Origin of the sequence: Pseudonocardia sp. CA-142604 (assembly GCF_050948475.1) — a bacterium.
Classification (GTDB): Bacteria; Actinomycetota; Actinomycetes; order Mycobacteriales; family Pseudonocardiaceae; genus Pseudonocardia; species Pseudonocardia alaniniphila.
Window position 1 is genome coordinate 2,775,875 of sequence record NZ_CP192045.1, and the last position, 25,254, is coordinate 2,801,128.

General features: G+C 70.9%; 22 protein-coding genes. 17 read left to right on the plus strand and 5 right to left on the minus strand.

Going from position 1 to position 25,254, the window contains the following annotated elements; genetic code table 11:
• Positions 1 to 206: 206 nt before the first annotated feature.
• Positions 207 to 1,358, plus strand: a complete 1,152-nt coding sequence (locus ACQPZQ_RS12730) for an acyl-CoA dehydrogenase family protein (protein ID WP_433295274.1) — start codon at positions 207 to 209, stop codon at positions 1,356 to 1,358.
• A 10-nt stretch (positions 1,359 to 1,368) separates the two neighbouring features.
• Here the strand turns inward: ACQPZQ_RS12730 and ACQPZQ_RS12735 are convergent, their stop codons facing one another.
• Positions 1,369 to 2,043: a GntR family transcriptional regulator gene (locus tag ACQPZQ_RS12735; RefSeq protein ID WP_433295276.1), complete on the minus strand. Its 675-nt coding sequence runs from the start codon at positions 2,041 to 2,043 to the stop codon at positions 1,369 to 1,371.
• On the minus strand, positions 2,030 to 3,142 hold the full coding sequence (locus ACQPZQ_RS12740) for an asparaginase (protein ID WP_433295278.1): 1,113 nt from the start codon (positions 3,140 to 3,142) through the stop codon (positions 2,030 to 2,032). The genes ACQPZQ_RS12735 and ACQPZQ_RS12740 overlap by 14 nt, the downstream gene beginning before the upstream one ends.
• A 93-nt stretch (positions 3,143 to 3,235) precedes the next feature.
• On the opposite strand from ACQPZQ_RS12740, the gene ACQPZQ_RS12745 reads away from it, so the two are divergent.
• The 12 genes from ACQPZQ_RS12745 (at position 3,236) to ACQPZQ_RS12800 (ending at position 15,254) form a co-directional block, all read left to right on the plus strand.
• Complete coding sequence (locus ACQPZQ_RS12745; RefSeq protein ID WP_433295280.1) at positions 3,236 to 4,447, plus strand: MFS transporter; 1,212 nt, start codon at positions 3,236 to 3,238, stop codon at positions 4,445 to 4,447.
• A 26-nt stretch (positions 4,448 to 4,473) separates the two neighbouring features.
• Positions 4,474 to 5,715 (plus strand): alpha/beta hydrolase family protein, encoded by a 1,242-nt coding sequence (locus ACQPZQ_RS12750; RefSeq protein WP_433295282.1) that lies wholly within the window; start codon positions 4,474 to 4,476, stop codon positions 5,713 to 5,715.
• A complete protein-coding gene (locus ACQPZQ_RS12755) occupies positions 5,712 to 6,341 on the plus strand; it encodes a cysteine hydrolase family protein (protein ID WP_433295284.1) in 630 nt (209 codons plus the stop codon). The genes ACQPZQ_RS12750 and ACQPZQ_RS12755 overlap by 4 nt, the downstream gene beginning before the upstream one ends.
• Positions 6,338 to 7,345, plus strand: a complete 1,008-nt coding sequence (locus ACQPZQ_RS12760) for an amidohydrolase family protein (protein WP_433295286.1) — start codon at positions 6,338 to 6,340, stop codon at positions 7,343 to 7,345. Before ACQPZQ_RS12755 ends, ACQPZQ_RS12760 begins: the two co-directional genes overlap by 4 nt.
• Complete coding sequence (locus tag ACQPZQ_RS12765) at positions 7,342 to 8,853, plus strand: aldehyde dehydrogenase family protein (RefSeq protein ID WP_433295288.1); 1,512 nt, start codon at positions 7,342 to 7,344, stop codon at positions 8,851 to 8,853. The genes ACQPZQ_RS12760 and ACQPZQ_RS12765 overlap by 4 nt, the downstream gene beginning before the upstream one ends.
• Positions 8,854 to 8,895: 42 nt before the next feature.
• On the plus strand, positions 8,896 to 10,251 hold the full coding sequence (locus ACQPZQ_RS12770; protein ID WP_433295290.1) for a dihydroorotase: 1,356 nt from the start codon (positions 8,896 to 8,898) through the stop codon (positions 10,249 to 10,251).
• A 121-nt stretch (positions 10,252 to 10,372) separates the two neighbouring features.
• Positions 10,373 to 12,025, plus strand: coding sequence for a thiamine pyrophosphate-binding protein (locus ACQPZQ_RS12775; RefSeq protein WP_433295292.1), 1,653 nt, complete (start codon positions 10,373 to 10,375; stop codon positions 12,023 to 12,025).
• Between the two features lie 79 nt (positions 12,026 to 12,104).
• Positions 12,105 to 12,665, plus strand: coding sequence for an isopentenyl-diphosphate Delta-isomerase (gene idi, locus ACQPZQ_RS12780; protein ID WP_433295294.1), 561 nt, complete (start codon positions 12,105 to 12,107; stop codon positions 12,663 to 12,665).
• Between the two features lie 48 nt (positions 12,666 to 12,713).
• Positions 12,714 to 13,658, plus strand: coding sequence for a ribose-phosphate diphosphokinase (locus ACQPZQ_RS12785; protein WP_433295296.1), 945 nt, complete (start codon positions 12,714 to 12,716; stop codon positions 13,656 to 13,658).
• A 79-nt stretch (positions 13,659 to 13,737) separates the two neighbouring features.
• Positions 13,738 to 14,259 (plus strand): SigE family RNA polymerase sigma factor, encoded by a 522-nt coding sequence (locus ACQPZQ_RS12790; protein ID WP_433295298.1) that lies wholly within the window; start codon positions 13,738 to 13,740, stop codon positions 14,257 to 14,259.
• Positions 14,256 to 14,843 carry a hypothetical protein gene (locus tag ACQPZQ_RS12795; protein WP_433295300.1) on the plus strand — a complete coding sequence of 196 codons (588 nt, stop codon included), beginning with the start codon at positions 14,256 to 14,258 and terminating at the stop codon, positions 14,841 to 14,843. The genes ACQPZQ_RS12790 and ACQPZQ_RS12795 overlap by 4 nt, the downstream gene beginning before the upstream one ends.
• 45 nt (positions 14,844 to 14,888) lie before the next feature.
• Entirely contained in the window at positions 14,889 to 15,254 is a 366-nt protein-coding gene (locus ACQPZQ_RS12800) for a VOC family protein (RefSeq protein WP_433295302.1), read from the plus strand.
• 16 nt (positions 15,255 to 15,270) lie between these two features.
• On the opposite strand, the gene ACQPZQ_RS12805 is transcribed toward ACQPZQ_RS12800, so the two are convergent.
• Entirely contained in the window at positions 15,271 to 16,101 is an 831-nt protein-coding gene (locus ACQPZQ_RS12805; protein WP_433295304.1) for a fumarylacetoacetate hydrolase family protein, read from the minus strand.
• The gene (locus tag ACQPZQ_RS12810) at positions 16,098 to 17,225 is read right to left on the minus strand and encodes a cupin domain-containing protein (RefSeq protein ID WP_433295306.1); all 1,128 of its coding nucleotides are present in this window, start codon (positions 17,223 to 17,225) and stop codon (positions 16,098 to 16,100) included. The genes ACQPZQ_RS12805 and ACQPZQ_RS12810 overlap by 4 nt, the downstream gene beginning before the upstream one ends.
• 102 nt (positions 17,226 to 17,327) lie before the next feature.
• Here ACQPZQ_RS12810 and ACQPZQ_RS12815 point away from each other — a divergent pair, with 102 nt between their 5' ends.
• From ACQPZQ_RS12815 to ACQPZQ_RS12830, 4 genes are all read left to right on the plus strand, one after another.
• A complete protein-coding gene (locus ACQPZQ_RS12815; RefSeq protein WP_433295308.1) occupies positions 17,328 to 18,083 on the plus strand; it encodes an IclR family transcriptional regulator in 756 nt (251 codons plus the stop codon).
• Positions 18,084 to 18,252: 169 nt separating this feature from the next.
• Positions 18,253 to 18,765 carry a hypothetical protein gene (locus ACQPZQ_RS12820; protein ID WP_433295310.1) on the plus strand — a complete coding sequence of 171 codons (513 nt, stop codon included), beginning with the start codon at positions 18,253 to 18,255 and terminating at the stop codon, positions 18,763 to 18,765.
• Positions 18,762 to 20,003: a flavin-dependent oxidoreductase gene (locus ACQPZQ_RS12825; RefSeq protein WP_433295312.1), complete on the plus strand. Its 1,242-nt coding sequence runs from the start codon at positions 18,762 to 18,764 to the stop codon at positions 20,001 to 20,003. Before ACQPZQ_RS12820 ends, ACQPZQ_RS12825 begins: the two co-directional genes overlap by 4 nt.
• A gap of 1,241 nt (positions 20,004 to 21,244) precedes the next feature.
• Positions 21,245 to 22,003, plus strand: a complete 759-nt coding sequence (locus ACQPZQ_RS12830; protein WP_433295314.1) for a sigma-70 family RNA polymerase sigma factor — start codon at positions 21,245 to 21,247, stop codon at positions 22,001 to 22,003.
• Here the strand turns inward: ACQPZQ_RS12830 and ACQPZQ_RS12835 are convergent.
• Complete coding sequence (locus tag ACQPZQ_RS12835) at positions 21,959 to 24,703, minus strand: AAA family ATPase (RefSeq protein WP_433295316.1); 2,745 nt, start codon at positions 24,701 to 24,703, stop codon at positions 21,959 to 21,961. The genes ACQPZQ_RS12830 and ACQPZQ_RS12835 overlap by 45 nt on opposite strands.
• Positions 24,704 to 25,254 lie beyond the last annotated feature (551 nt).

Below are 25,254 nucleotides of genomic sequence, written 5' to 3' on the forward strand. Positions count from 1 at the left end.
ACGTTTCGACTCATCCCACCTCGCTGGCTTGCAAGTGCGAAGCCATCTCGAGGGTAGTGGCCATCGGGTGATTGCGGCCAGGAACCGCTGGTGACGATGGCCGATGGTGAGGTCGACCGCGGAGCGCGGCAGGCATCCGACGCGCGCTGCGCGATCGTGGTTGTCTGGTCATGCGAAGGCCGGCCAGCGGAAGGGACGCAGAGAGCATGCACGCACTCGACGCCGAGGAGTCGGCGATCGTCGAGACGGTCCGCGACTTCGTGGACCGCGACGTCCGGCCGGTGGCGCGCGAGCTGGAGCACAGCAACACCTATCCCGAGAAGCTGATCGACCAGATGAAGCAGCTGGGGATCTTCGGGCTGGCGATCCCCGAGCCGTACGGCGACGTGCGCGTGTCGACGCCGTGCTACGCGATGGTCACCGAGGAACTGTCGCGCGGCTGGATGAGCCTGGCCGGCGCGATGGGCGGGCACACCGTCGTGGCGAAGCTGCTGCTCGACCACGGCACGGAGGAGCAGAAGAAGCGCTACCTGCCGCGGATGGCGACAGGCGAGCTGCGCGCCACGATGGCGCTCACCGAGCCCGGCGGGGGATCGGACCTGCAGGCGATGCGCACGGTCGCGCGCCGCGACGGCGACTCCTACGTGATCAACGGTGGCAAGACCTGGATCACGAACGCCCGTCGCGCCGGCGTGGTCGCGCTGCTGTGCAAGACCGACCCACAGGCGCAGCCCGCCCACAGCGGGATCAGCGTGTTGCTCGTGGAGAAGGTGCCGGGGTTCGTCGTCTCCGCGGATCTGCCCAAGCTCGGGTACAAGGGCGTCGAGAGCTGCGAGCTGTCCTTCGACGACTGCCGGGTGCCGGCGGACGCGCTGCTCGGCGGGGTGGAGGGCCGTGGCTTCGCGCAGATGATGCGCGGGCTGGAGATCGGCCGGATCCAGGTGGCCGCACGGGCCACCGGCGTGGCACGCGCGGCGTTCGACGACGCCCTGCGCTACGCCCAGGAGCGGGAGAGCTTCGGCAAGCCCATCTGGCAGCACCAGTCGGTGGGCAACCTCCTCGCCGACATGGGCACGAAGATCACCGCGGCCCGCCAGCTCCTCCTGCACGCCGCGCAGCGCTACGACTCCGCCGAGCGGGCCGACCTCGAGGCCGGGATGGCCAAGCTCTTCTGCTCGGAGACGGCGATGCAGGTGGCCATCGACGCCATCCGGGTGCACGGCGGCTACGGCTACTCCACCGAGTTCGACGTGGAGCGCTACTTCCGCGACGCCCCGCTGATGATCGTGGGTGAGGGCACCAACGAGATCCAGCGGAACGTGATCGTGCGCCAGCTGGTGTCGCGCGGCGGGCTCTGAGCGCGTCCCGTCAGCGGATGCCGCCCCGCTCGTGCGCCTCCTCGATCGCGGCGAGCGTGGACCGCAGGTGCGCCACGGTGAGCTCGACGGCGCCCTCGGCGTCCCGCTCGCGGTAGAGCTGGACCAGCTCGTCGTGTTCGTGGTTGGCCTGGGGCACCTGCTCCGGCCGGGCCTCGAGCGACAGGCTGACGTAGGCCGAGGCGCTGTCGCGCAGGCTGGCCAGAATCCCGGCCAGCCTGCTGCCCTCACCGATCTCGCTGAACACCGAGTGGAACTCCCGGTTCAGCTCCACCCAGGTGGACACGTTCGTCTCGATGCGCATGCGCGCGGCGAGCCCGTCGGCCCGGTCGAGCTGCTCGTCGGTGATCAGGTCGGCGACCCGGCGCACCATCAGCGGTTCGAGCGTGATCCGCAGCTCGTAGATCTCGCGGACCTCCTCCATGTCGAGGGGCCGCACGATCGCGCCACGGTGCGGGTCGAAGACCACGAGTCCCTCGCTGGCCATGTCCCGCAGCGCTTCGCGGACCGGTGTGGTGCTCACGCCGAGCTGGCTGGCCAGCTCGGCCTGCACGAGGCGGGTGCCCCCGGCGAGAGTGCCGCCCAGGATCGCCGAACGCAGTGTGCCCAGTACGTACTCATGCGCTGTCCTGGACCGTCCGACCGGCCTCAGGTTACTGAGAGTCACGCTTCCTCCACCTGTCCATCGTGGAGTCTAGAGCTGATCCCGGACCACCGGGGTGCCCGCCTCGAGCGGCGACCACCTCGCGGATGCGGCGCAGCGGGGAGCCGGTGGCGATCAGCGACCAGAGCAGGATCCGGGCCTTGTGTGCGTCCAGCCAGCCGGCCGACACGACCCCGCGGGCGAGCAGGTCCTGCTCCGAGCCCGGGAACCCGTACGTGCCGGAGAGCACCGAGCCGCTCCCGGTTCGGCTGGTGAGCAGTACCGGCACGTGTTCGACCGCCGCGGAGACAGCGTCGGCCATCGTCGCGGACACGTGACCGGCACCGAAGGCGGAGAGCACGACGCCGTCGTATCCGGCGTCGCACACGGCTTCCAGCAGGGCGCCGTCGTCGCCGAGGCTCGCCTCCAGCAGCGCCACCCGTGGCACGTGTGAGCCGGTGGGCCGGGGTAGGGCAGCCCACCGCCGGGGCCGGTTCGCGTACACGACCGCCCCCTCGTGGATGCGGGCGAGCGGTCCGAACGGCGCCGAGGTGAAGGCGTCGGGCGCGGTGGCGTCGGACTTGCGGACGCGCCTCGCGGCGTGCACCTCGTCATTGATCGTGACCAGAACTCCGAGGCCCCGCGATGACGGCGCGGTCGCCACCGCCGAGGCGGCGAGGATGTTCGCCGGGCCGTCGGCCCCGGGCTGCCGGGGTGAGCGCATCGCACCGGTGAGCACGAGCGGCTGCTCCCGGTCCCAGTGCAGGTCGAGTAGGTAGGAAGTCTCCTCCAGGGTGTCGGTGCCCTGGACGAGAACCGCTGCGGCGGCGCCGTCATCGACGGCCTGGCGAGCCCAGTCCATCGCGGCGAGCACGTCGGCGAAGCCGAGCGAGGCACCTGGCGCGGTGGCGAGGGTGCGGGTCAGCAGCTCGGTCGAGTTCGCCAGGCCCGGGACCGCCGCCAGCAGGTCCGCGACGGTCAGGGACGGCGTGACGCCGCGCCCGTCCCCATCGTCTCGGGTCATCGTGATCGTGCCTCCCAGTGAGCCCACTGCCAGACACGGCTTCGTCATCCCATCTCCCACCACGTTGACGCTCTGTACTCTGCACTTTATAGGATGCATTATTGCTCGCGCTCATAGGGAAGAAGTGGTGGTGTCGTGGCCCGTCCCGACGTGCAAGAACCGGCCGTTCGTCCGCCGTCCGACGCCGCAAGGTTGTCCAGAACGGTTGCCCTCGTCGGCCTCGTCGTGCTGGCGGGCTCCTACGTCGTCAATGCGATGGACCGGCAGGTCTTCCCGGTCCTGCTGACACCGATCAGCCACGACTACGGGTTCACGCTCGCACAGGGCGGCCTGCTGTCGACGATCTTCACTCTCGGGATCGGCCTGTCCGGCGTGCCCGCCGGCTACCTGCTGGACCGGCTGTCGCGCAAGTCGGTGATCATCCTCGGCGTCTTCATCTACTCGGTGTTCACGCTGCTCACCATGGTTGCCGCCGGGTTCTGGGACATGCTGGCCTACCGGGCGCTGTCCGGGGTGGGCGAGGCGCTGCAGAACGCCGCGCTGTTCTCCGCGGTCGGGGCCTACTTCTTCGCCCGGCGCTCACTGGCGCTCGGCAGCCTGAACTTCGCCTACGGGCTCGGCGGGTTCGTCGGTCCGCTGGCCGGCGCCAAACTGGCAGGCGCCGGGCACTGGCAGATGCCGTTCCTCGTCTACGGCCTGATCGGTCTGGCGTTCTGCCTGCTCATCGCGGTGGTGATCCGCAGAGCGTTCACCGAGCGGCAGGAGGTGGCCGGTGACGTGGACCGGCCGCTGGACGTCGCGCACGTGCCGCCGCGGCTGTACAACCGCAACACCGTGCTGCTCGGCGTGACCGCCGTGGTGGTGGGGATGTCGATGTACGGCTACATCGGGCTCTACCCCACGTTCCTGGTTACCCAACTGCACTGGAGCAGCGGGCAGGCCGCGCTGGCCGCGAGCATGTTCGGGCTCGGAGCGCTGCTGGGCATCCCGGCGGGCTGGCTGGGCGACCGCGTCAACCAGCGCGTCCTCATGACCGTGGCGCTGTTGATCGGCGCGGTGGTGGGTTACCTGCTGTTCAACGGGCCCACCGGAGCCGTCGCCCAGTACGTGCTGTCGTTCGCCGAGGGCGCGATCGCGAGCGGCTTCCTCTTCGTCAACATCTACTCGGCGATGCAGCGCGCTGTCCGGCCACATCTGATCGGGCGTGCTTCCGGCGTCTACGTGAGCGCGTTCTACGTTCCGGCGGCGTTCGCCGGGTACCTGTTCTCGGCGCTCGTCGCCGGCACGGGCTGGGGCGGAGCCGCGATCTGGCAGCTGGCGGTGCTGCCGCTGGTCGGGGTGGTCGCCCTGCTCTTCGTCGACGTCGGCAGGTTCGCGAATGCGCGAACCCGGACCGCGTCATGAAACCGTCCGTGGAGGGGACTGTGACGATGGATCACGAGATCGGCCCGCGCCGGTGGCGCGAGCAACGCTGGATCACCGACTCCGTACTGCGCACCGACGGCCTCGAATGGGACCAGCCGCGGGTGGCCTACACGCTGCGGCCCATGGGTGTCGACGCCACGCCGGACTTCCGGGTGGCGGAGTCGCGCATCCACAAGTTCGCCGACATGGTGCCGGTGTTCACCGAGCTCGCGGAGCGTCGGGAGCGGCTGGCCCGGGCCGCCACCAACCCCGTGACCGCTCGCGAGAACTTCTTCCACGCCGCGCTGCTCTACGTCACGGCGGAATGGCCGATCTGGCGTGACGGTCCCGATCTCGTGGCGCTCGACGACCGCAAGAACGCCTGCTACCAGGCCTACGCCGAGCTGGCGGACCACCACGTCGAGCGTGTGGAGATCCCCTTCGGCGACAGCTTCATCCCGGCCTGGTTCCACCTGCCCAGCGGCGACACCGGCGGCCCGCTGCCGACCGTCATCTCCTGTGGCGGCATGGACGCGCCGAAGGAGCTGAACGTCAACCTCTACGGCGACAAGTTCCTCGAGCGCGGGTTCGCGGTGCTCGCGTTCGACGGGCCGGGGCAGGGCGAGGCTCCGGTGCGGGGCGTGAAGTTCACCCCCACGGCGTGGGTCGAGGCGGGCGAGAAGATCGTCGAGTGGTGCCGGCAGCGCCCCGAGGTGGACGCCGATCGCATGGTCGGTTTCGGGCTCTCCTTCGGCTCGTACTGGATGAGCCAGATCGCCGCCACCCAGCCGGCACTGCGGGGGTCGGCGGTCGGGCTGGTCTGCCACGAGCCGGGCTGTCACATGATCTTCGAGATGGCCTCCCCGTCGTTCAAGGCCCGGTACATGTGGATGTCGGGCCTGGAGCGTGACGAGGCCGCCTTCGACAAGATGGCGCAGCAGATCGACCTGCGCCCGCTGATCGGCGGGATGTCGGCGCCGTGGCTGGTGATCGCGGGCGACGAGGACGAGCTCTCGCCCATGGAACACAGCTACGACCTGGCAGCGCGCTGTCCGGCCCCCGCTCCGATGCTCGTCTACCAGCAGGGCAGACATGCGCTGTCGCTGCCGACCCCGTCGGTGGCGCTCGGGCCGAACTGGGTCACCTACGCCGCCGACTGGCTCCGCGACCGCGTCGACGGCAAGCCCGCCGAGGACGTCGTGGACTACGTGCTGCCCACGGGGCAGATCGAACGTCGTTCCCACCCCAAGGAGGCCGTATCCGCATGACGCTCCCACTGTCCGGTCGCCGCGCCGCCGTCGTGACGATCGACCTGCACCGTGGCCATCTCGATCCCGAGGTGGCGACGATGCCGCTTCCCGCCGACGCCGCCGCGCGTGTCACGAAGGCCAACGCCGAGTTCCTGCGCGAGGTGCGCAACCAGGGTGTGCCGGTGGTGCACGTCGTCACCTCCTACCGGTCCGCCGCGGAGATCGCTTCCAACCCGTGGTGGGCGGCCGTCGCGGACACCGGCGCCAGCCGGTCCAATGCGATGCGCCACCAGTTGCCCGGCAGCCCCGGGCTGCAGCTGATGCCGGAGGTCTACGAGGCCGACTACGACCTCGTGATCGACAGCAAGAAGCGCTACGACTGTTTCGTGGCCACCGACCTGGACCACGTCCTTCGCTCCCGATCCCTCGACACGTTGCTGCTCACCGGCGTGAACACCAACAGCTGCGTGCTGGCCACCGCTGTCGCGGCCAACACGCGCGACTACGCACCGGTGGTGGTGGAGGACTGCGTGGACACGATGGACCGGCACCTGCACGACGCCGCGCTGGCCGTGATCCGGCAGGCCTTCGGCTGGGTCGCGCCTGCTCAGGACGTGCTGGAAGCCCTCGGGGACTCCCGATGAAGGTCGTCGACACGCACGCCCACGTCATCCCGCAGACGCTGGTCGACGCGATGTACGACGGCGGCGCCCCGGACGGCATCACGATCGCGGAGCAGGAGGGATCGCCCTGGGTGGTGCACCGGCAGGGCTACCGCTACCCGCTGCTCGCCGAGTTCCACGACGTGCAGATGCGGCTCAAGGCCATGGACGCATGCGGCATCGACAGCGCCGTCCTGTCCGTCGCACCGCCGCTGTTCCTGTACTGGATCGAGCCTGCGGATGCCGCTGCGGCCGCCCGGATCGTGAACGACGCGATCGCGGGCATGGTGGCGGCGGCACCGAGCAGGTTCACCGCCATGGCGACCCTGCCGCTGCAGGATCCACGCGCGGCGGTCGACGAGCTGCGCCGGTGCGTGATCGAGCTCGGGTTCCGCGGAGCAGAGGTGGGCCCGCACGCCGAGGGCGTGCAACTCGACGACGAGAGCCTGCGCCCGGTGCTCGCAGCGGCGGCCGAGCTGTCCGTGCCGCTGATGGTCCACCCCTACTACGTCGGTTCGACGCCCGGGCCGCTGAGCGACTTCTACCTGACCAACCTGCAGGGCAACCCCTGGCAGACCGCGGTCTGCGCGTCCCGCCTGATCCTCTCCGGAACGCTGGACGCCCTGCCCGGCCTCGACCTCGTCCTGGTGCACGGCGGGGGACACCTGCCTTACCAGATCGGCAGGCTCGACCACGGGCACCGCGTGCGTCCCGAGGCGCGGGGCTCCGCGCATCCGCCGAGCGAGTACCTGCGGCGGTTCCACTACGACACCCTGACCCACGGCAGCGCCGCGGTCCGTTTCCTCGTCGACCAGGTCGGCTCGGACCGGGTGGTGCTGGGCACCGACATGCCGTTCGACATGGGCGCCGGCGGGCTCGACGAGCAGCTGGGCGGGCTGCAGCTGTCCGCCCACGAGCTCGAGGCGATCGCGCACGGCAACGCCGAACGACTCTTCGGCAGGCATCAAGGAGATGACGAGCTGTGACGGACGGACACATGCCCGAGCGCATCCTGCTGCACATCGACGGGAAGCAGGTCCCGGCGGCGGACGGTGCGACGTTCCCGCTGAACAACCCTGCGACGGGCGAGCACCTCGGCGAGGTCGCGAACGCCGGTGCCGCTGACGTCGACGCCGCCGTCGGCGCGGCCAGGTCCGCCTTCGAGGACCGGCGCTGGAGCGGCATGCGCCCCCGCGACCGGGCCCGCATCCTCAACCGTGCGGCCGCGCTGCTGGCCGACCGCATCGACGAGTACGCCCGGCTGGAGACGCTGCAGATCGGACGACCGCTGCGGGAGATGCGCGCCCAACTGCGCCGCCTGCCGGAGTGGCTGGAGTACTTCGGCGCGGTGGCGCAGTCCGCGGAGGGCACGGCGCCGGAGTTCGGCACCGGCTATCTGAACGTGGTGCGGCGGGTCCCGCTCGGTGTGGCCGGGCTGATCACCCCGTGGAACCACCCGTTGCTGATCACGATGAAGAAGCTGTCGGCCGCCCTCGCGGCGGGCAACTCCATCGTGGTGAAGCCGAGTGAGCTCGGCCCCGCTGTGCCCTCGGCGCTCGTGGCTCTGCTGGAGGAGGCGGGTGTGCCGCCCGGCGTGGTCAACTCCGTCACCGGGTTCGGCGCCACGACCGGCCGGTTCCTCTCCGAGCACCCGGGGCTCGACAAGCTCGACATCACCGGCGGCACCGATACCGGCCGCGTGGTGGCGGGCAACGCCGGACGGTCCCTGATCCCGGTGACCGCGGAGCTCGGTGGCAAGGCGCCGGTCATCGTGTTCGACGACGTGGACGTCGACGACGCCGTGGCGGGCGCGCTCTTCGCGGCGTTCATCGCGACGGGCCAGACCTGCGTGCAGGGAGCCCGCGTACTGGTTGCGGAGAGCATGTACGACGCGGTGGTCGACCGGCTCGTCGACCGCACGCGGGCGCTGCGGCTGGGCGACCCCCTGGACTCCGAGACCCAGATCGGCCCGCTGGTCTCGGGGCCGCAGCGGGAGCGGGTCGCGGCGGCGGTCGACAGGGCCCGCGAGCAGGGCGCCGTCGTGCTGTGCGGCGGCAGCGTGCCCGAGGACCCGCGGTACGCCGGCGGCTTCTTCTACGAACCGACGGTCGTCGCAGGCATCACCCCGGCACACGACCTGTGGTACGACGAGGTCTTCGGACCGGTGACGCTGGTCCGTCCGTTCCGGGACGAGGCCGACGCGGTCGCGCAGGCGAACGACTGCGAGTTCGGGCTCGCCGCCTCCGTCTGGACCCGGGACGTCGGACGAGCCATCCGGGTCGCCGACCAGCTCGACATCGGCATCGTGTGGATCAACGACCACCACCGGATCGACCCCGCGTCCCCCTGGGGCGGCTCGAAGGACAGCGGGATCGGCTCGGAGAACGGATGGGACTCCTACCGCGGCTACACCCGAACGCAGAGCCTGATCGTCAACACCGGGGCGGGTTCCTCCGACTGGTTCGGCAGCAGCGCGGATCTGCGCTACTCGTAGCCGCCGGCGAAGCTCGATACGGCACAAGGGGAGGAGCACGAGATGCCTGACATGGACCTCGTCATCGCGGGCGGCACCGTGGTGACCGCACAGGGACGCAACAGGCTCAACGTCGCCGTGCAGGACGGCCGGATCAGCTATGTCGGACCCGAACAACCCACGGCCCGTGAGACCGTGGACGCCGGGGGGCTCCTGGTGCTTCCCGGCGGGGTCGACACGCACGTGCACCTGATGGACCCGGGGAGCACGGAGCGGGAGGACTTCCCCACGGGCACCAGCGCGGCGGCCGCGTCCGGGGTCACCACGATCATCGAGCACAGCCACGGCCAGCCGGTCGTGAGCGTGGACGACCTGAACGCCAAGCGGGAGTACCTGCTCGACCGGTCGAACGTCGACTACGGGCTCGCGGCGCACGCCTGGCCGGGCCGCTCGTCGGTCGTCGCGGAGCTGGCAGCCGCAGGCGTCGCCTTCTTCAAGGTGTTCACGTGCACCACCCACGGCGTGCCGGGGCACGACGCCGCCGCGCTCAAGGAGCACCTCACGCAGACCGCGCTCGTCGACTCGGTCAGCCTGATGCACTGCGAGGACGAGTCCCTGACGGGAGCCGCGGAGAAGATCCTGCGGGAGGCCGGGCGCTACGACGGCGGGCTGGTGCCCGAGTGGCGCAACCGGGACGCCGAGGTGGTGGCGGCCGCGGTCGCCGCGCTCCTCGTCCGGCGTACCGGCGCGAGGGCCACCATCGCGCACGTCAGCCATCCGGAGGTGGCCGAGTACGTCGCCCAGGAACGGGCGCGGGGGGCGCGCCTGGCGGCCGAGACCTGCCCGCAGTACTTCCTCCTGCGCGAGGAGGAGGTGCTCGAGCAGGGAGCGCTGCGCAAGTTCACCCCGCCGGCCAGGGCCCGTACCGACGACGACGAGAAGCAGATGTGGCAGCTGCTGCGCGGCGGCACCCTGACCCACATGTCGACCGACCACGCGCCGTCCACATTGGAGCAAAAGCGCGAGGGCGACATCTGGAACGTCCATTTCGGGCTGCCCGGGTTGGACAGCACCATGGCGCTGTTGCTCGATGCGGCCGCCCGTGGCCATCTGTCCTATGAGGACGTGGCGAGGGTCTACGCGGAGGTTCCGGCGCGCACCTATGGGCTCTGGCCGCGCAAGGGCCGGGTCGCGCAGGGAGCCGACGCCGATCTCGTATTGGTCAACCCCTCGGGCGAGCGCGTGTTGCGCAACCAGGACGTGCTCTCCAAGGCCGGGTGGACGCCGTTCGACGGGCGGCGGGTGCGCGGCCAGACCGTGCGGACCTACCTGCGTGGCGCGCTGGTCGCGGAGGAGGGCAAGCCGGTAGGTGCCCGCGGGGGCCGCTTCGTGCCGGGCCGGAGCGCTGCAGCCGGCTAGCCGCCCGCGCACCTGACAGTGGGATCCGCCGACACGGAGGTCGACGTGACCCTCCTCTTCCCCGCCATTGCCATCGTCCGTGTTGCGCCGCGTGAGATCCGTCGAAACGGAAGAGGGAAACGTGAAGGTCTGTGACGCCATCGCGCGGTGGTGCGCCGATGTGGAGACGCCCTTCGTGGCCGGGATCCCGGGCAACGGGATCCTCGAGATCATCGACTCGGTGTCGACGACGACCGATGTGCCGTTCATCCTGACGCGCCACGAACAGAGCGCGTCGATGATGGCGTACTCGTACGCCTTCCAGACCGGCCGGCCCGCCGTGGTCGTCGGTTCCAGGGCGCCGGGCACCACCATCCTGACCATCGGCGTCATGGGGGCGCACGTGGAGTCGCTGCCGATGCTGGTACTCACCGCGCAGGGCAGCAACGCCCACGAGGGTTGCGACGCCTTCGGCGAGATCGATCTCTCCGCTCTCTTCGAGCCGATCACGAAATGGTCCGTGCGGCTCGACGACCCGGGCCACACCGTCGAGATCCTCAACGAGGCATACCGGCGCACGCTCACCGGCCGCGCGGGGCCGGTCCACGTCGCGATTCCGTACGACTTCATGCGGCAGGAGGCCGGTCCGTACGTGCGCCCCGCGCGGCCGGTCGGCCCGATCACGCCGCAGGGCTCCCGCGACGGGATCGTCGAGCTCATGCGCTCGGCGCAGCGACCGCTCATCATCGCCGGAGGCGGTGTACCCCCGCAGAACGCGGACGACCTGCTCGCCGTCGCCCGCGGTCTGTCCGCTCCGGTGGTGCAGTCGTGGCTGCGCAAGCCGGTTCCCGACCGCGACCCGTACTGCATCGGTATGGCCGGTGTCGGCGGCTCTCCGGCGGCCCGGCGAGGCATCCAGGACGCCGATGTCGTGCTGGTGCTGGGATGCCGGTTCTCCGAGCAGATGACCGAGCAATACGCGATGCGCTTCGCCGCCGACGCGAAGCTCGTGCACGTCGACCTCGACCCCGCCGTCATCGGCCGCGTCTACCCCGTGCACCTCGGGGTGCAGGCCGACCTGGGCGACGTCCTGCCGGAGCTCCGGGCCGCCGTCGAGGCGGCACCGCCCGCCGGCCCGTCGGACTGGTTGACGACGCTGCAGAAGGAGCAGGCCGGCTACCTGCAGGAGCTGGCCTGCTACCGGCGGGACGACACCACCCCGCAGAGCCGGTACGTGGTGGAGCAACTGCGCGAGCTCCTCGACGCGGACACGCGCCTGGTGCTCGACTCGGGCAACTACCTGCACTGGGCGGAGCAGTACTTCCCGGTCGAGCACGCGGGGCTCTTCCACTACCCGACGGCGGCCACGATGGGGTTCGGGGTTCCGGGCGCGATCGGGGCGAAGATCGCCCACCCCGACGCGTTCGTCTGTGCCCTGGTCGGCGACGGCGGGTTCACGATGACCATGGGCGAGCTGGAGACCGCGGTCCGGCTCGGCACCCCGCTTCTGGTCGTCGTGATCAACAACAGCTCCCTCGGCCACATTCGCATGCGGCAGGAGGCCAACTTCGGAGGGCGCAGCGTCGGCGTGGACTACGGCGAGCAGCATTTCTCGCACGTCGCTGCGGCATTCGGCGTGTTCGGCGCCGAGGCCAAGGCGACCGCGGACGTACGCCCGGCGTTGGAGGAGGCGGTCGAGGTGGTTCGCGGTGGTGGCTGTGCCGTCGTCGACGTCCACGTCTCGGACGAGATGGCGGCAGGCCCGCTCGTACGGTGGTGGCCGCGGAGCGCGTGACCTGGTCCGCGCATGTCGGGTGAGGACAGTCGGGTGATATCGCGAGCGTGCAGGCCGCTCGTCCAGCAGACTGGTGGAGGTGAATGTCGTAACCACTCCACCGGCTGAGCAGGTGGTTCTCCTCGATGACGGCGGCCGTCCGATCGGGGTGGCCGACAAGGCCACCGTGCACGGCGCGCAGACACCTCTGCATCTCGCCTTCTCCTGCTACGGCTTCGACGAGGCCGGACGGCTGCTCGTCACGTGGCGGGCCCGGGACAAGCGAACGTTCCCCGGCGTCCGCACCAACACGTGCTGTGGCCATCCCGCTCCCGACGAGGCGGGCGAGGACGCCGTGCGGCGGCGGCTGGCCGACGAGCTCGGGATGACCGCGGTGGACCTGCAGCTGGTACTGCCCGACTTCGCCTACCGCGCATCGGCGGGCGGTGTGGAGGAGAACGAGCTCTGCCCGGTGTACGTGTGCAGGCTGGTGGGGGAGCCCCGGCCGCGCCCCGACGAGGTGGACTCGTGGGAGTGGTGCAGCTGGGACGCGTTCGTCGCCGACGCCCGTGCCGATGACAGCGACATCTCACCGTGGGCGCGATTGCAGGCGCCGTTGCTCGATGCGTGCCGCGACACCTGGATGCCACGCCCCGCTTGAGCGGTTCGCGTGAAAGGCTCTCCTCACAACCGGCTGGGGGAGCAGCGGATGCACGAGATCACCATGTTCAGCGGGTCGGCGCACAAGGAGTTGGCTGCGGCGATCTGCCATCACCTCGACATACCTCTGGCCTCGACGCGCGTCACGAGATTCGCGAACGACTGTCTCGAGGTGCAGCTGCTCGCCAACTGCCGTGAGCGCGACGTCTACATCGTGCAGCCGCTCTCGCCGCCCGTGCAGGAGCACGTGGTGGAGCTGCTCCTGATGCTCGACGCCGCCCGCGGCGCGTCGGCCGGGCGGATCACCGTGGTGATGCCGCACTTCGCCTACGCGCGTTCGGACAAGAAGAACGCGCCGCGGATCTCGATCGCCGCCCGGCTGATGGCCGACCTCATGCAGACCGCAGGCGCCGACCGGGTGCTGACCATGACCCTGCACTCGCCCCAGGTGCACGGGTTCTTCGGCGTTCCCGTCGACCACCTGCACGCCCGGCACGAGCTTGCCCAGCACTTCCGCCAGGGCGACCTCAGGAACTCCGTCGTCGTCTCCCCGGACCTGGGCTACGCGAAGGAGGCCGCGCGGTTCGCGCGCCTGCTCGGGGTGCCGGTGGCGGCGGCCGCCAAGGAGCGGCTGGCGGACGACAAGGTGGTGATCAGCGAGATCATCGGTGACGTCAGGGGGCGCGACGTCGTGGTGCTCGACGACGAGATCGCTCGCGGCACCACCATCCTGGAGCTGCTCGACCGCCTCGCCGAGCACGAGGTGGCGTCCGTGCGGGTCGCCTGCACCCACGGCCTGTTCACCGACGGCGCGCTGGCCCGGATCGGGGAGCGCGAGGACGTCACGGAGATCGTCTGCACGAACACGGTGCCGGTGCACGACGCGGACCGTGCCCCCAAGCTCACCGTGCTCTCGATCGCACCCGCGTTCGCCGAGGCGGTGCGGCGGATCCACAACGGCGAGTCGGTGAGCGTGCTGTTCGAGCACAGCTGACGTACTGGGTGCGGGCGCGGAACCGGATATGACGGCCAGGTACTCCTCCAGGTAGGGAAACCGGCACGAGGAGGCCCGGTTGGGACGCGACGACGCGGGGTTCCGGGCTTTCGTCACCGCTCGGTACGGGCCGCTGGTCCGGGCGGCCGTGCTGCTGGGCTGCAGCCGTCCGGACGCCGAGGACGCTGCGCAGGACGCGCTGAGCCGCTGCTACGCGGCATGGTCGCGGGTGCGTGCGGCCGACGACCCGGAGGCCTACGCCTACCGGGTGCTGGTCAACGGGATCTCCAGGGCCAGGCGCAGGCGGTGGCGGGGCGAGGTGCCGCACGCCGAGCCACCCGAACCGGCAGGGCAAGCGGGCCCCGAACCCGAGGTCCTGCTGCGCACGGCCGTCGGCGCGGCGCTGGTGAAGCTCCGCCACGAGCACCGGCAGGTCGTCGTGCTGCGCTTCTTCGCCGATCTGAGCGAGCGCCGCACCGCGGCCGTCCTCGGGGTCCCGGCCGGCACCGTGAAGAGCCGGACCGCCCGGGCCATCGCCCTGCTGGCCGCCGACACCACGCTCGCGGACCTGCTGCCGACCGCGGAGAGGGAGCCCGGATGACACCCGATGAGATCAGCACGCTGCTGCGGCGCACCGCATCGGGGCTCGACGTCCGGGACGCCCCCGTGGAGGAGATCGTCCGCACGGGCCGCCGCCGCGCCCGTCGACGGATCGTGGCGCAGGTGGCCGGCACCGTCGCGGCGGTCGCGGTGGTAGCCGTGCTCGTGCCGCTCGGGATCGGGAAGCGTCCCATCGCGCCGGCGGCAGCGCCGACGTGTGCGGCCGAGGTCGCTCCTGCCGTGCTGCCCGAATGGGCCAGGACCGGCTTCACCGCGCCCGAGCCGACGATGCCCTACGTGCTCGGCGACGGCGGGCACATCGCGGCGATCCTGTTCGGCCCGCTCACCTCTCCGCCCGAGCCGGGGCGGAACAACAAGATCCTCTGGGTGGCCCGGGAGCCGGCATCCCCCGGCCCGCTGCTGATCACCGCGCGCCGAAGTCCCGACGACCCTCCCGTGGTCCGTGAGGTGCCGGGAGGACCAGGGCCGTCGGGGGTCGACCTGCCCACCCCCGGCTGCTGGACGCTCGACCTGCGGTGGGGCGAGCGCACCGACACCGTCCGGCTGAACTACCTCCCCGGCTGACCGTCGCGGCCTGCGGATGCCGCGTCGATGGGCGAAGATCCGGTCGTGCACAGCAAACTGGTCGCCGTGGCGGTCGACTGCCTCGACGCCGAGCGGTGTGCCGCGTTCTGGTGCGCGGCGCTCGGCGTCGAGGTGCGCGGCCGGTGGCAGGACGCCCATGAGGTGCAGTACGTGGAGATCGGCACGGCGGACCGGCCGATGCTGGTCTTCCAGCCCGTTCCCGAGGGCAAGGCCGGGAAGAACCGGCTGCACCTGGACATCGCGCCGGTGACCGGGTCGCAGGAGGACGAGGTGGAGCGGCTGGTGCGGCTCGGTGCCACGCGGGTCGCGGACGAGGCCGAGCACCCCTGGGTGGTGCTCGCCGACCCCGAGGGCAACGAGTTCTGCGTGCTGCCTCCGCGGTCCGGCTGAGCGCGGAGGTACGCGCTCAGCCCGGCGTGCCCTCGATGCGGCAGGCGTTGCGGCACTCGCCGATCCCCTCGACGCGCGTGACGACCTGCGAGCCCGCTCCGAGGTAGCGCTGGGGCTTGCGCGCGTGGCCGACGCCGCCGGGGGTGCCGGTGGCGATCAGGTCGCCGGGTGCCAGCGTGATGATCGAGGACACGTACTCCACCAGCGCGGCAGGGTCGAACACGAGGTCGCTGGTGTGGGCCTTCTGCATCAGCTCGCCGTCCACGCTGCACGTGAGCTCGCCGGGCACCGCGCCGTTCTCGGTGGTGACCAGCCAGGGCCCGACCGGCGTGCTCGCCTCGAAGGTCTTGCCCTGCAGCCACTGCAGAGTGCGGTACTGGAAGTCCCGCGCGGTGATGTCGTTGACCACGGTGTAGCCGGCGATGGCCGCCGCGGCCTGCTCCCGGGTGGCGTGGCGCACCTCGGCCCCGACCACGACGCCGAGCTCGGCCTCCCAGTCCACCTGCTCCGACCCGGCCGGCAGCGTGATCGGGTCGTACGCGCCGATCAGCGACCGCCCGTACTTGGCGAACAGGGTGGGGACGTCCGGGAGCTCGCGGCCCATCTCCAGGATGTGGGCGCGGTAGTTCAGACCGACGCACACGATCTTCTCCGGGAACGGCACCACCGGTGCGTAGTCCAGGGTGGCCAGGTCGTGGCGGGTGCCGTCGGCCGCGGCCGCCTCGGCACGCCAGTCCGGCCTGCGCAGGAGAGCGCCCAGGTCCGGGTGGCCGAGGTCGACGGCGTCGTCGTCCTCGACACGGACGGCGCGGGTGCCCTCGGCGGTGCGGACGGTGGCGAGTCTCATGCGTGCTTCCCTGCCTGTTCCTCGTCTGCTGCCTGGTTCTTCTCGACGGTGCTGCGGGCGAGGCCGAGTGCCTCGAAGACCGGGTCGTCGCTGAACCGGAAGGCGTCGAGGCCCTCGTCGGTCGTGACCGTCACCGGGGCCCAGGACGGCACGGCGAACAGGTCGCCGGTGGCGACCTCGTACCGCTCTGCGCCGACCGTGACGACGCCGGAGCCGGAGAACACCTGCCACACAGCCGAACCGGCCACGCGCGTGGTGGCCGACCGGGCGCCCGGGGCGAGCCGGTGCATTTCGCAGCGGATCGTCGAGAGCGCGTCGCCGCCGGTGGCCGGGTTGCTGAACCGGATGGCGGCGTGCCCGGGGGAGACCACGCCGGGGTGCCCTTCTCGCTCCAGCTCGAGCTGGGCCGTGAGCGCGGCGTCGGTGTGCTCCCAGCGGTAGGCCATGAGCGGCGACGCGGGGGTGCGCGGCGCGCCGATCGGCCGCAGCCCGGGGTGCGCCCACAGCCGCTCGTTGCGCGACGCCGCCGGCGTCTCCCGGGTGGCGAGCTGGTCGGGGCCGAACTCGAAGAACCCGGCGTCGAGCTGGCGGACCAGCGGGATGTCCAGTCCGTCGACCCAGGCCATGGGGTGATCGGTGGTGTTGTGGTGCTCGTGGAAGTGCATGCCCGGGGTGAGCAGCAGGTCGCCGCGACGCATCGCGACCGGGTCGCCCGCCACGTTCGTCCAGACGCCCTCGCCCTCGACCACGAACCGGAACGCGGTCTGCGTGTGCCGGTGCGCGGGCGCCTCCTCGCGCGGGCCGAGGTACTGGATGGCCGCCCACAGGGTCGGGGTGGCGTAGGCGGTGCCGGGCAGACCGGGGTTGGCCAGCGCGATGGCCCGGCGCTCGCCGCCGCGGCCCACCGGCACCAGCTCGCCGCTCCGCGCGGCCAGCGGGTACAGGGTGGACCAGCGCCAGAGCATCGGGACCGCGGCGGGCTCCGGGGTCTCGGGCATGAGCCCGGCCCGCTGGGTCCACAGCGGCGCCATGTGGGCCGCGGCGAAGTCGGCGTAGAGCTGTTCGAGCGCCGCCGCTTCCTCGGCGGTGGGCTCGGCGACCGGCCGTGTGTCGGTGCTGGTCATCGAAGCACTCCTTCCCGATCAAGCTGTCTCTCCCCACGCTAGGAACTGCGGCCGAACCCGTCTCGTCCCGCGCACGACATTCGGTCATGCAGAATCTCGGAGGTGCCGACACCGTCCGGCTCGACCTCAGCCGACCGCGTGTTGGACCTGCTCGCACTCCTGCACGTCCGCGGCCGGCTCCGGGTGCACGAGGCGGCGCTCGCGTTGGACGTCGCCCCGTCCACGGCGCACCGGTTGCTCACGACCCTCGTCCGGCACGACTTCGCACGCCGGGACGTCCGGCACGAGTACTTCCCCGGTTCCGCCCTCGACGCGGTGGCCGCGCCGCGTGTCGAGCCCGTGGACCTGGTGGCCTGCGCCCGCCCGCACCTGGAAGCGCTCGCCGCGCAGGTGGGGGAGACGGTGCACCTGGTGGTGCTGGAGGGCACCAGCGCCCGGTTCGTCGCGGTGGTCGAGGGCAGCCCGGCCCGCCGGGTCGCCCCCCGGGTCGGGCTCCTGATGCCCGCGCACCTGACCTCCGGCGGCAAGGCGTTGCTCGCCGAACTGACCGCCGACGAGCTGGGCGAGCGTTATCCGCGCGGCCTCCCGCTCACGCCGGACGCCGCAGGCCCTGCTCTCGCCGCGCTGCGCCGAGAGCTCGCCGGGATCCGGCGGCGCGGTTACGCGCGCAACGTCGAGGAGACCGAGCGCGGCGTCAGCGCGGTGGGAGCCTGTGTGCGTGACCGGCGTGGCCGCGCGGTCGCGGCGGTCGTCATCGGCGCTCCCAGCTCGCGGGTGCAGGGGCGTGCCCTCGACGAGCTCAGCGCACCCCTGCTCGCTGCCGCGGCGGCTGTCACGGAGGCGATCTCCGCCGGGTAGCCCTCTGCAGGAGACTGTTCCGTACTAAGGAACATAGTCGTCACTTTCTTCCTATCAGAGGAACAACCTCGTAACGTTCCGCTCGCCCCTGGCGTGGGCATCGGAGCGAGCGGGAGACCTGCATGAGCAACGGCGCGGACGGACGAACGCTCGTGTGGACACTGGCGCCATGAGCACATTGCTGGACCGAAAGGTCCCGCCCGCCCTGCGCGCGGTGCTGGACCAGGACGACAACGAGGGCTTCACGATGGCCCTGCTGACCGTCACCGAAGAGGCGTTCCCGCACCAGGCGCTGATCAGCGTCGGTGAGATCGTCGTCCTCGACGACGAGCACGTTCGGCTCGCCACGTGGCCGTCGAGCACCACCACCCGCCACATGGCGCGGACCGGGCGCTGCGCACTCACCGCGGTGGTCGACGGCGTCTCCTACACCGTGCTCCTGGCCCTGGCCTCGCACGGCGAACTCGCCCTCCTCGGAGCCCCGCTGACCGTCGTCGACGGGCGCGTGGTGGAGGCCAGCGCCGACACGGCGCCGTATGCGGTGCTCGAGTCGGGCATCCGGTTCCGGCTCACCGACCCCGCATCCGTGTTCGACCGATGGGTCACCACGCGCCGCCTGCTGCGCGAGCTCGGCCCGTCGGTGTGGTCCACCCGAACGACAGGAGATCAAGCCCCACCATGACCGCAACCAACCGCCCCGAGATCGTCATCGTCGGCGCAGGCGTCGCCGGGCTCGTCCTGGCCCTGGAACTGCACGACGCCGGGATTCCGTGCCGCGTGTACGAGTCGGTGCCCGAGATCCGGGCACTCGGGGTGGGGATCAACGTCCTCCCGCATGCAGGGGCGGTCCTCGGGCAGCTCGGTCTCGAGGCCGACTTGTCGGCGGCCGCGGTGCTGACCCGCGAATCGGTGTTCTTCACCCGGTTCGGCCAGCTCGCCTACCGCGAGCCCGCGGGCCGTGACGCCGGCTACCCCGACCCGCAGTACTCCATCCACCGCGGTGATCTGCAGGCCGTTCTCCTCTCCGCGGTACGCGAGCGGCTCGGACCGGACGCCGTCGTGACCGGGCACACCTGCACCGGCACGCGCGACGAGGACGGCCACGTCACGGCCGAGTTCCGGACCGCGGACGGTGCGGTCGTGCGGGTCCGGGGCGACGCGGTGATCGCGTGCGACGGGGTCAACTCGGTGATCCGCAAGCAGCTGCACCCGAAGGAAGGCGAGCCCCGCTACTCGGGTGTGACGATGTGGCGCGGGGTGACCGTGTGGGAGCCGTTCCTGTCCGGCGGCAGCATGGTGCGCATCGGCTGGCTCGACAAGGGCAAGCTCGTGATCTACCCGATCCGCGACAACGTCGACGCACAGGGCCGGCAGCTGGTCAACTGGGTGGCCGAGCGGGAGACCCCACAGCGCACCGACCGCGACTGGATCCGTCAGGGCGAGCTCGCGGACTTCGCCTCCGCGTACGCCGACTGGCATTTCGACTGGCTGGACGTGCCGGCGTTCCTCGAGGCGACCGACACCGTCCTGGAGTACCCGATGGTCGACCAGGAGCCGCTGGACTGGTGGACGGCGGGGCGCGTGACGCTGCTCGGCGACGCCGCGCACCCGATGGTGCCGCGCGGTTCGAACGGGGCAGGCCAGGCCGTGCTCGACGCCAGGGCGTTGCGGACCGCCCTCGTCGAGGAGCCGGATGTGCGCAGCGCACTGCAGGCGTACGAGCACAAGCGCAGGCCCGCGACGGCCGCGGTCGTGCGCACCAACCGCGCCAACCCGCCGGACGCGATCCTGCGGGAGGTGAGCCGGCGCAGCGGTGACCGGCCCTTCGCCCGCATCGAGGACGTGATCAGCCGCGAGGAGCTCGCTGCGATCTCCGACGGTTACAAGAACGTGGCGGGGTACGCGCTCGGCACCCCCTGACCTCTCTCCTACGGGCGTTCTGCGGTGCGCAGGGACTCGCCTGCGATCAGTGCTCCGATCAGTTTCCGTTCACCGAGCCTGGCGATGAGCTCTGAGAACATCGGACAGCGCGCAGGCTGACGCCGGCCGCTGCACGAACGTCCGGAGCCGCTCGGCAACCGCGGGGATAGCCGGCGGGCGACGTTGTCAGTGAGCACTCGAAGTCGGGCGAACCAGTAGCCGGGAACGTTCCTGTGGGTGGTGGTGGCGCTCACGCTGCTCATCCGCCTCGTGCTGCCGGTGGCGAAGCGGCGCAAGCGGGCAACGGCCGGCGTGGGCCGACCACAGCCGGGACGGGCATTCAGACCGGCCTTTGATCTGTGGCAGTGACCCCCGCCCGGGTCCCCCGGGGATGGGGCCCGGGTACCCGGGCCGGCGGGACCCGGCGAATCCGCGGGAGACCGGGCGGGGGCGCGGGTGTCAGGCTGAACTGGCCGGATGGAAGCACCCGCAGGTACGGAGGTGTCGACGGACGGCAGCGCACCGGCACGATCCGCCAGAATCCGGGCCCGCGACGACCTGCGGGCGAGTCAGTCAGGATCGAGATGAATCCGTTGGGCCACAGTGAGAGCCACCGCGTTGATCGCCACGAGCAAGGGCTACCGGTTCCCGTGCGTCACCGATTCTCACTGCAACTTGTCCACGAGGCGTCTGATGGGGGCGTTCGGCAGTCGGGTGCACATCATCTCCGATCCGAACGCCGTGGGTGGTTTTCTGAGTGCGTATCGACTGCGTGCGGGTGATCGGTACGTGGCAGAACCAGTACACAACACGGGTAACTGGCGGGCGCACTAGCAGAGTACGGCACCGGCGATCGCGCGGCAGTTCTCGCTGCTGGATGTGTTATTCGTCGGTGCCGGTAGGACCGGGACGGCCAGGCAGGAGTTCCGGATCGACGGTTCCACCGGGACGGCGGTCAGTGGGGCACTTCGCCGGCTGGCCCAGCACGGCTCGCCGGAATTGACCGGGTGAGGATCCCCGTGACCTGGCGGGTGCTACCTCGATGAGTGGCATATCCAAGGAGCAAGGAGAAACTGGTGCCGAAAGTTGTGATTATCGGTGGCGGCGTCGTGAGTGTTCGGTCGGGTGCGATTGGGCGGCGACTGATTTCCCGGTCGTTTCCGTCTGTGCGCGGAGGGGCCGGTGGGACGTCGTGCTGCCGCGAGTCCGTTCCGCGATCGCCCGAAGACGTCGAATGTCCGATGAGAACGAGAGACAAACGGCTCGGGTTCGACGAGCTGAGCGATCTGGTCGAGGCCACGCGGCCGAGCACGTCGCCGGGCTTGCGGCAGGCGGGCGAGCGGGAGGCCTGTCGCCGTGCGAAAGCGACGGACGAGGTATGGGTCCGCCTGCTGTTCCAGGAGCACGGCAAGGCGATGCTCGCCTATTCGACGCGGCTCACCGGCGATCGTTCAGCGGCCGAGGACGTGGTGCAGGAGGCGCTGGTGCGGGCATGGCGGCACCTCGACCACCCGGACGGCGGCAAGGACTCGGTACGCGCGTGGCTCTTCACCGTGATCCGGCACCTGGTGACGGACCGGGCCCGCGCCGGGAATCGCCGGCCGGTCGAGGTGGCCGACACACCGCGGACCCATCCCGTCGAGCGTGATCACGCCGACCGGGTGGTGGATTCGCTGCTGGTGTTCCAGGCGTTGGACTCGCTGTCGCCGGGGCACCGGGCGGTTCTCGAGAGCGTCTACCTGCGCGGGAACACGGTCCGCGAGACGGCCGCGAAGCTCGGAATCCCGCCCGGCACCGTGAAGTCTCGCACCTACTACGCATTGCGCTGCCTGCACCAACTGCTGCGGAATCCCGACCGTGTGGAGGATCCCGCAGCCCTGGCCGGTCGCCGCCGCGCGGACGGACGTGCCTCATCCGTGAGTCGCCCCATTCCGCGGTGCCCGCCGCTGACGCGATCACGCAGCGGCGTCGGGGAGGACGATGCGCAGGCTTCTCCGTGAGGTGATGTTGAGCTTGGTGAAGATCTTGCCCAGGTGCCATTCGACGGTCCGGGCGCTGATGAAGAGCTGCGTCGCGATCTCCGAGTTGGTGAACCCGTCCCGTGCGAGACGGGCGATGGCGGATTCCTGCGCGGTGAGGGTGTCACTCGCGGTGGCGGCCTGCTCGTCCACGGCTTCGCCTGCGGCGAGCAGTTCGCGGCGCGCGCGCTCGGCGAACCCGTCGGCCCGCATGGCCGTGAAGATCTGGTGCGCTCGGTGCAGGTGACGGCGCGCCTCGGCAATGTGGTTCGCTCTGCGCAGCCACTCTCCGTAGAGGAGATGTGTGCGGGCCTGCTCGGTGACGCCGCCGCTGCGCTCCAGGTGCGCGATCGCCTCCTGGTAGAGATCGTCGGCGGCCTGCCCCTCGCTGACCAGGGCAAGGGAGCGTGCGGCGATGCCGCTTCCCAGCGGCGTCCGGGTGACCGCGGCCTGCGCGGCGAGCTCCCGTGCGGCGGCCTCGGCGAGGTCGGTCCGGCCACATCTGGCGGCCGCCTCGATCATTTCGCGGAGATTGCTGTTGCGCACTCCGAGGTCGTCGTGTTCGGCTCCGAGCTGGGTGGCGGCGAGCGCGGCCGCGTGCTGCCCGAGACCGTTGTGGAGCACGGCCGCCGCGTACTGCATCAGCGATATGGTCCGTCCCTCTCCCCGGTCGCTGGCGCTCCGTGTGATGACCTCCACCTGGTCGAGCGTTCGTCGCTCCTGCCCGCGGTAGGCCGTGACGAGCGGCTCGATGTACCGGGGAGGCGGCGCTCCGGTTGTGTCGGTGATCGCGTCGCCCTCCTCCAGGAGGGCTTCGGCATCCGCCAGACGCGCGGTATTGACGAGCTCGCCAGCGTTGAAGGCGATGGCGAGGGGCAAACGGGTCAGGGAGCCGACATTGCGCAGAAGCTGCACCTGGCGAACGGCCAGTGTCCGGTGGCTCTCGAAGTCCCACAGATCCAGTGCGACGCGGCCCACCAGGCCGTACCAGCGCATCGGGGCACGGTCCTCGTCGTCCTCCCGGCGGAACTCCTGCAGCCCCCGCTTCAGCAGGGGGCAGGCTGCTTCGTAGCCGTCGAGGAAACGGGCCGCCAGGCCGTCGAGCAGCAGGTCGAGCGCTCTCGGGGGCCCGGTGACGGGTGGGGCACTGAGGGCTGCTCGTGCCACGCCACGCACACCCTCGTCGCCGCCGATTGCGAAGCGGCCCGCGAAGATCGCCGCGCTCAGTGCCTCGAGATAGGTCTCGCGGGACAGCTGGGGGTCGACACCCTCCAGGTGCTTCGCCGCAGCGAGCAGCAGCGGCGGCGCATCGCGGCCGCGGTGGACGGCGAAGGCGACCTGCGCGCGCAGGAGGTCGGCGCGGGCCCGCTGCAGTTCCTCCAGCGGCAGTGCCTCCGCCGTGGCCAGCAGGTCGAGCGCGCCACCAGGGGTTCCGGCCTCCAGCTTGTCCTGCGCGGCGTCCAGCGCACGTCGGGCACGGGCGGACGGGTCCGGCGTCAAGTCGGCTGCGTACGCGAGGAACGCCGCGGATGCGGCCACACCTCCACGCGCCCGGGCCCGGAACGCCGAACGCTCCAACTCGTCAGCGACCTGCTCGTCGGGCCTGTCGGCGGCGTGTGCCCGGTGCCAGGCGATCCGGTCGGCGTCGGCCTGCGGATCCATCACGTCGGCGAGCGCACGGTGGACCAGCCGGCGTTCCGCGACGGCTGCAGCCCGGTACACGGCCGACCGCACCAGGGGGTGGTGGAACCGGGTCCGCCCGGCGATGCTGACGAGCCCCGCAGCCTCGGCAGGAGCCGCGGCGTCGATGGCGATCCCGAGCCGGTCGGCCGCGCGGTACACGAGTGCCGGCTCGCCGACGGAGTCCGCCGCCGCGATCAGCAGGAGCGTCTGGGTCGGGACCGGCAGTGCCCGCACCTGGGTGACGAAGCTGCGTTCGATGCGGCTGACCAGTGGCGCGGTGCCCGCGACTGCGTATCCGCCGGCCAGCTGCGCCGGGGAGAGGCCTTTGGGCAGCTGCATCAGCGCCAGCGGGTTGCCGTCGGCCTCGGCGATGATGCGCTCGCGAACCCGCCCGTCGAGGCGGCCGGGCACGGCCGCGGCGAAGAGCGCTCGCGCATCCTGGTCGGCCAGTCCAGAGACGAGGAGCTCCGGCAGGCCGGCGAGCAGGTGGTCGTCGGTCGACTCCCGGATCCCGAAGACCATCGCTACCGCGTCGGCCTGCAGACGCCGTGCGGCGAAGGTCAACGCCAGCAGCGAAGCGCCGTCGATCCACTGCGCATCGTCGATCACGCAGGCCAGCGGCTTGTCACGGGCCACATCGGTCAGCAGGGTGAGTATCGCCAGCCCCACCAGGAACGGGTCCGGAGCGCTGCCGTCCCGCAGACCGAACGCCACGCCGAGCGCTTCCCGCTGGGGGGCGGGCAGGTCGTCGAGACGATCGAGCATCGAGCCGCACAGCTGGTGCAGTCCGGCGAACGCCAGCTCCATCTCCGACTCCGCGCCGGCGATGTGCGCGACCCTCATGTCCGACGCTCTCGTGACCGCGTTGTCCAGCAGCGCGGTCTTCCCGACGCCGGCCTCCCCGCGGACGACCAGCACCGCGCCCTCACCGTCCCGTGCCTTGTCCAGCAATCGGTCGAGCTCGCTCAGCTCGCTCTGCCGGCCGAAAAGACGAGACACGACTGGAAGTCGGGCCACGGCTCAGCACCCCCCGATCTTGCAGTCGAACCGTGCACGTGGACACCGGTGGCATGCGCGTGCCTTTGTCCAGGATCGTCTTCTTGCGGGGTGATCATGGTCGTCTCGCACATATGAGGTGCGTTCGTGCAGCCGGCATCGGTGTAGTGGTGACTGTGCAGCGGTGGCGATGTGCTCGAGAACAGTGGTCTCATCGGGTTCCTTATGTCGGCTGTGGGGCTTCGTCGGGAGAAGGGCATTGTGCGTAGAATCGTGCCGATGCACATTATCTCCTGGCAAATACCACGTGTGCGTGCGAGAATCAACCTTGTCTTGTCTCCTGAAATCGTGCTGCGGGATCCGTGCGGTCCTCGGGGAGTCCGGCAGTCACAACGTTTCGGGCCACACGGCGTGGGTCGGACGATGAGCTATCTAGACACTGGTGGTCGACTTCAGCACCGTTCGGTCCAGTGGAGTGTAACGGCCTTGAGAGTCATTACAGCGGGGGGTGCCCGGGTGATCATGGCTCGTTGGGCGGTCGGTATGGGGATTTT

Coding starts and splice junctions, on each gene's coding strand:
- ACQPZQ_RS12730 (WP_433295274.1), top strand. CDS start 207: ATGCACGCACTCGACGCCGAGGAGTCGGCGATCGTCGAGACGGTCCGC.
- ACQPZQ_RS12740 (WP_433295278.1), bottom strand. CDS start 3,142: ATGCATCCTATAAAGTGCAGAGTACAGAGCGTCAACGTGGTGGGAGAT.
- ACQPZQ_RS12750 (WP_433295282.1), top strand. CDS start 4,474: ATGGATCACGAGATCGGCCCGCGCCGGTGGCGCGAGCAACGCTGGATC.
- ACQPZQ_RS12755 (WP_433295284.1), top strand. CDS start 5,712: ATGACGCTCCCACTGTCCGGTCGCCGCGCCGCCGTCGTGACGATCGAC.
- ACQPZQ_RS12760 (WP_433295286.1), top strand. CDS start 6,338: ATGAAGGTCGTCGACACGCACGCCCACGTCATCCCGCAGACGCTGGTC.
- ACQPZQ_RS12770 (WP_433295290.1), top strand. CDS start 8,896: ATGCCTGACATGGACCTCGTCATCGCGGGCGGCACCGTGGTGACCGCA.
- ACQPZQ_RS12785 (WP_433295296.1), top strand. CDS start 12,714: ATGCACGAGATCACCATGTTCAGCGGGTCGGCGCACAAGGAGTTGGCT.
- ACQPZQ_RS12795 (WP_433295300.1), top strand. CDS start 14,256: ATGACACCCGATGAGATCAGCACGCTGCTGCGGCGCACCGCATCGGGG.
- ACQPZQ_RS12805 (WP_433295304.1), bottom strand. CDS start 16,101: ATGAGACTCGCCACCGTCCGCACCGCCGAGGGCACCCGCGCCGTCCGT.
- ACQPZQ_RS12810 (WP_433295306.1), bottom strand. CDS start 17,225: ATGACCAGCACCGACACACGGCCGGTCGCCGAGCCCACCGCCGAGGAA.
- ACQPZQ_RS12820 (WP_433295310.1), top strand. CDS start 18,253: ATGAGCACATTGCTGGACCGAAAGGTCCCGCCCGCCCTGCGCGCGGTG.
- ACQPZQ_RS12825 (WP_433295312.1), top strand. CDS start 18,762: ATGACCGCAACCAACCGCCCCGAGATCGTCATCGTCGGCGCAGGCGTC.
- ACQPZQ_RS12830 (WP_433295314.1), top strand. CDS start 21,245: ATGAGAACGAGAGACAAACGGCTCGGGTTCGACGAGCTGAGCGATCTG.